Below are 5,202 nucleotides of genomic sequence, written 5' to 3'. Positions count from 1 at the left end.
AGAATCTGATTTAACATCGCGATCGCAGGCTCTGAGATCGCCTCAATCTGTAAGGCATTCAGCGCGGCGATGCCGACGGGGATCAAAATTAAGACATAAACCGTCGTGCCAATAATCCAGGAGAGTGATTTCCCCCCTGGCGCACTTTGTAGTCCAAATCGCGCTCCGAGTTGATCCGTTCCCGCGGCTGACAAAAGATTCGTGACGATGCGCCGCACCACCTGAGCCACTAACCAACCTGCTGCCGCAATCACAAGGGCTGCCAAGATATCTGGCAAGATTGCCAAAATTTCATTGAGCAACTCCTGCACCGGGCGCAGAGTGCCTTCCAAGCCCAAGGTGCTGAGAATGGAGGGCAGGAATAGCAGAAAAATGAACCAGTACAGAGCATTCCCCATGGTTTCACTCAGGGAAAACTGGTTGGTTTGACGTTGAGCCTCACCTTCTCCGGAACGGGGTGTCTCATTGAATTGTTCACCCAAACGCTCATCTAAACCCAATGCCCGTAATCCTCGGGTTGTGATCAGCTTGACCAAGCTTGCCAATAACCAAGCCACTCCCAACAGAATTGCCGCGGCGAAAAGTCTGGGCAAGAACCGCAGGATTTGGTCGAGGAAATTATTCAGCGGTTGAGAAACAACCTCCAGCCTCAACGTCTGCAGAACCGCTACCACCGTGAAAATGATGATAATCCAGTAAACGGCACCGGCTACCCATTTCTCGATCGGCGGCGCTTCTGCCCCTTGTTGACCGCCAGCAAACCACTCAGCAATTTGATTGTCGATACGGGTACGGTTGAGCAGTCCTTTGGTAATTGACTTAGCAATCAATGCCACGATCCAACCGACAATCAGGATGAGGATTGCGGCAATTAGATTGGGAACGAAGCTACTCAGATTTTGCCAAATTCCCTGAACACCAGCCTGAGCTTCTTGAATGGGTTCTGGTGTTTGTTGGGCTAAGAGGGGATGCACCCAAGGGGGCACACCTCCGATTGGGATAATTCCTTGCCAAGGTTGGTTCATAGTCTTCCTTATCTAATAGTCTCTAACAGTAAACGCTCTCACACACAATCTCTGACTTTCGGGCTACAACTCATCGAGTATCTATAATCCTCTCAATCAATCTACGTCTTTGTCTCCACGTTTTTTTGCCACTTCAAGATTTTTCACCTCAGATCGTCATAGCTAACAGTGTCCCGCTAATTACGGCGTTACCTCTATCTTTATGGGGAATTTGGTCAGAAAAATCAAGCTTATGTTGGTTTTTCTCCCTCAAATCAGCTTTTTTTGGCGTTCATCAGGGTATAGGATATCTCTTTTTGGCATTCCCATGTCTAAAGACGAGGGGATAATAGGTGGAGCAAGTGAAGCAGCTCGGAAGACAACAGTCCTTCATCCCTGATCTGGTATTGCCAGGAGTCTCCCTATCCCCGATTTGCCTCGTCTTCCTCCCTTTTTGCACAATAGAGGAGATTCGATCCGGATTGAGTCAGACACGGCGAGCTGACACTGTAGTAATAAGAGTCAGATTACCAGCTATCGACACCCTATTATCGGTTTAAATGTCCAATTCTCAAGTTTTTGAACAATCTATCCCCATTAAAGCCAGCGCCACTACTGTTGAGCGCTGTATCACGGATCTGACGCTGATGCACCGCTGGCTCAATCCAGCCCTGCGTTGTTATCCGGTGGGGGAGTGGAGTACAGATATCGGGAGTCGCAGTCGCTTTGTGATTCAAATTCCGATGGTACAGCCTACCCTCAACAGCGTGGTTGTGGAACGCGAACCCGGTTTAATCGTTTGGCAATTCCAAGGCTTTTTCCAAGGGCGCGATCGCTGGGAATGTCAACCCACGATTCGAGGTACGAGGCTGCTGAATCGTTTTGAGTTTGAAATTCCCAATCCTCTCGTCAGTTGGGGCTTTGATACCTTTGCCACAACCTGGACACAGCAGGATATGAAAGCCCAGCTACGCCGCCTGAAACGGGTGGCTGAACAGATGTATCAAGGGACGGATTAATAACTTTAGCGAGTATATTAGATTCAGTGCTAACCCGAACGCTACTTGCCACTTAATGCATCTCACCCACTATGACAATTCTGCTCACCCTCGGTGTTATCGTACTGACTCTGATTTTATTTATCAGTGAATGGTTGCCCGTTGATATTACCGCACTCACAATTATGGTGCTGCTGATCGTGCTGGGATTAGTCACCCCAGAGGAAGGCATATCTGGGTTTAGTAGTTCAGCCACAATTACCGTGATGGCAATGTTTATTCTCAGTGCAGGAATTGCCCGCACGGGTGCGATTCAAGTCGTCAGCGAACTCCTGTTGAAGTGGGGAGGTAAAACATCCTCGCAGCAGATTTTAGCCTTGGGGGTAATTGCCGGTCCGATTAGTGGTGTGATTAATAATACGGCTGTCCTGGCTGTCTTTCTGCCGATTGTGGAAGATTTATGTCGCCAACAGCGGATTTCTCCCTCCAAGCTTCTCATCCCCTTGTCTTATGCCAGTATTTTAGGCGGAATGATTACCGTAATTGGCACATCCACCAACATTTTGGCGAGTGGTTTGTCGGATAAATTGGGGTACGGTACATTCAGTTTATTTCAGTTCACCAAATTAGGATTACTCACCTTCACGATTGGCTTAACCTATCTTGTGTTCATTGCGCCCCGACTCTTACCCAATAAAAAAGCTGCGGGTAGTGATACTCAAGAGTATGGACTTCAAGACTATGTGAGTGAAATTGTGATTCCACCAGGTTCCAGCTTGGTTGGACAAACGTTACGTTCGACTCAAATTCAGCGTAAATTTGATATGGACGTACTGGAAATTATCCGTAATGATACCCGTTTCGCCCAACCCCTAGCTGACAAAGTATTGCAGCCGGGAGATATTTTAGTTGTTCGGGGTAAACGGGAATGTTTACTGAATATTAAAGCGGAACGGGGGATCGATATTTTGCCTGATGTCCAATTTGGCAAGAAATCCATCGAAGAAGACTTAACATCTGGGGAAGATACGATCGCTGAAGTCTTAATCTTGTCAAACTCTGATCTAGCCGGCTCTACCCTTAAAGACTTTCGATTTCGGCAACGCTATAACCTGACGGTATTAGCCATTCGTCGTGGACAAGAATTTGTTCGGGAACGGTTGGGTAAAGTTCCCTTACGGTTTGGGGATTTGCTCTTGGTACAAGGACCCAAGCAAAGTTTTGTCGGATTACAAAACAGTCGCGATTTGCTAGTCTTTGAGCAACGAGACATGGAGTCGTTACGGCGAGAAAAAGCTGGAATTGCTGTAGCAATTGGTGTGGGTGTTGTTCTAGTGGCGGCGTTTAACCTATTACCAATTTTGGTTAGTGCCTTGGCGGGAGTGGTTTTAATGGTCATCACGGGCTGTCTGAAACCCGGGGAAGTGTATAGTGCTGTTCGCTGGGATATTATCTTTCTCTTGGCGGGATTAATTCCGTTGGGAATTGCCATGGAAAATTCGGGAACGACTAAATGGTTAGCTGATAATTTAGTTTCCCTAGGCAGTAGTTTTTCACCCTACTGGATGCTGACGTTTTTCTTTCTGATTACGGCGTTATTGACTGAGGTGTTATCCAATAACGCTTCAGTGGTTTTACTCTTACCCATTTCAGTGCAAGTGGCTCAGACGTTGGATCTCAATCCCTTTGCCTTTATGTTTGCTGTCACCTTCGCCGCGTCAAATAGTTTTATGACACCGATTGGGTATCAAACCAATACGATGGTCTACAGTGCAGGAGGTTATCGGTTTTTAGACTTTTTCCGCGTGGGCGCTCCCCTGAGTCTTTTGATGATGTTTGTAATTCCCCCGTTAATTATTCTGCTTTATGGTTTATGACGATTTGTTATTAGTCTTATGTCATTCGCCCTTTGTCCGCAGGAGGGTGGGCAAGCCCAACTAATGATAATATTAAGTGTCTCTAAGTTTATAAGTGTTGCCCACCCTACTTAAATTCGTTGTATTACGAAACCCGCCATGACCAAGTAGGATAAGTTTTTGACCCATTAACAATCGATAAAAACATGACAAAAGTACGAATCGGGCTGCTATTTGGGGGGCTCTCAGGAGAACACGAGGTTTCGATTTGTTCAGCACAAGCGATCGCGAAAGCGTTGAGTACGCCACCGAATACGGAAAAGTATGAGGTAATACCAGTTTATATTCAAAAAGATGGCATCTGGCAACCCCCAGACATCGCCCAGCAGGTTTTGGCATCGGGAACGCCTCTAGATACCCATGGAGACGGAAACCTCTGGCAATTTCCACCTCAGGTGGCTGACGTGGAGGTTTGGTTTCCCATCTTGCACGGACCCAATGGCGAAGATGGCACGATTCAAGGCTTGTTAACGTTAATGCAGGTTCCTTGTGTGGGTTCGGGTGTCTTAGGTTCGGCAATGGCAATGGATAAAATTGCTATGAAACAGGTATTTGATCAAGTGGGACTCGCCCAAGTGAAGCATAAGGGATTGAGTCGCGCCCAAGTGTGGTCAAATCCCTGCGTTTTCCCGAAACTGTGTGATCAGATTGAGGAAACGTTGGGGTATCCCTGTTTTGTTAAACCCGCTAATTTAGGATCATCAGTAGGTATTGCCAAAGTGCGATCGCGAAGTGAATTGGAAACGGCGTTAGATAATGCCGCCAGTTATGATCGCCGGATTATTGTAGAAGCGGGAGTCGTGGCGCGGGAAGTCGAATGTGCGGTTTTAGGGAATGATAATCCGAAAGCATCTGTGGTAGGTGAAATTAGTTATACCAGCGATTTTTACGACTATGAAACTAAATATACAGAAGGTCGTGCCACGTTATCGATTCCCGCACCGTTACCGGATAGTGTGACTCGTCAGATTCAGGAGATGGCACTCAAGGCATTTGCTGCGGTGGATGCAGCGGGTTTGTCACGGGTAGATTTCTTTTATGTAGAGGCGACAGGGGAGGTTTTGATTAATGAAGTCAATACCTTACCCGGTTTCACCGCCACCAGTATGTATCCTCAACTGTGGGCAGCCACTGGTGTACCATTCCCTCAATTGGTGGATCAGTTGATTGAACTCGCCCAAGAACGGCAAAGTTTTTAAGTAGGTGGACATTAAAGTGAACGGTTGAGATCGTCATTTGTCATTTGTCATTTGTCATTTGTCATTTGTCATTTGTCATTCGTCA

General features: G+C 46.9%; 4 protein-coding genes. 3 read left to right on the top strand and 1 reads right to left on the bottom strand.

Features of this window, described 5'->3' with window-relative positions:
• The coding region (locus tag ACLFWI_RS26330) for a mechanosensitive ion channel (protein ID WP_446415382.1) at positions 1 to 1,025 on the bottom strand (1,025 nt) is incomplete at its 3' end.
• 539 nt (positions 1,026 to 1,564) lie between these two features.
• On the opposite strand from ACLFWI_RS26330, the gene ACLFWI_RS26325 reads away from it, so the two are divergent.
• From ACLFWI_RS26325 to ACLFWI_RS26315, 3 genes are all read left to right on the top strand, one after another.
• Positions 1,565 to 2,023 (top strand): SRPBCC family protein, encoded by a 459-nt coding sequence (locus ACLFWI_RS26325; protein WP_446415381.1) that lies wholly within the window; start codon positions 1,565 to 1,567, stop codon positions 2,021 to 2,023.
• 71 nt (positions 2,024 to 2,094) lie between these two features.
• Complete coding sequence (locus tag ACLFWI_RS26320; protein WP_446415380.1) at positions 2,095 to 3,879, top strand: SLC13 family permease; 1,785 nt, start codon at positions 2,095 to 2,097, stop codon at positions 3,877 to 3,879.
• Positions 3,880 to 4,064: 185 nt separating this feature from the next.
• Positions 4,065 to 5,117: a D-alanine--D-alanine ligase family protein gene (locus tag ACLFWI_RS26315; protein WP_446415379.1), complete on the top strand. Its 1,053-nt coding sequence runs from the start codon at positions 4,065 to 4,067 to the stop codon at positions 5,115 to 5,117.
• Positions 5,118 to 5,202: the final 85 nt, after the last annotated feature.

It is taken from the genome of Coleofasciculus sp. (genome assembly GCF_046539235.1).
Taxonomy (GTDB): Bacteria; Cyanobacteriota; Cyanobacteriia; order Cyanobacteriales; family Coleofasciculaceae; genus Coleofasciculus.
Note: the sequence above shows the minus strand (reverse complement) of the source record. Positions and strands in the feature narration are given on the sequence as shown.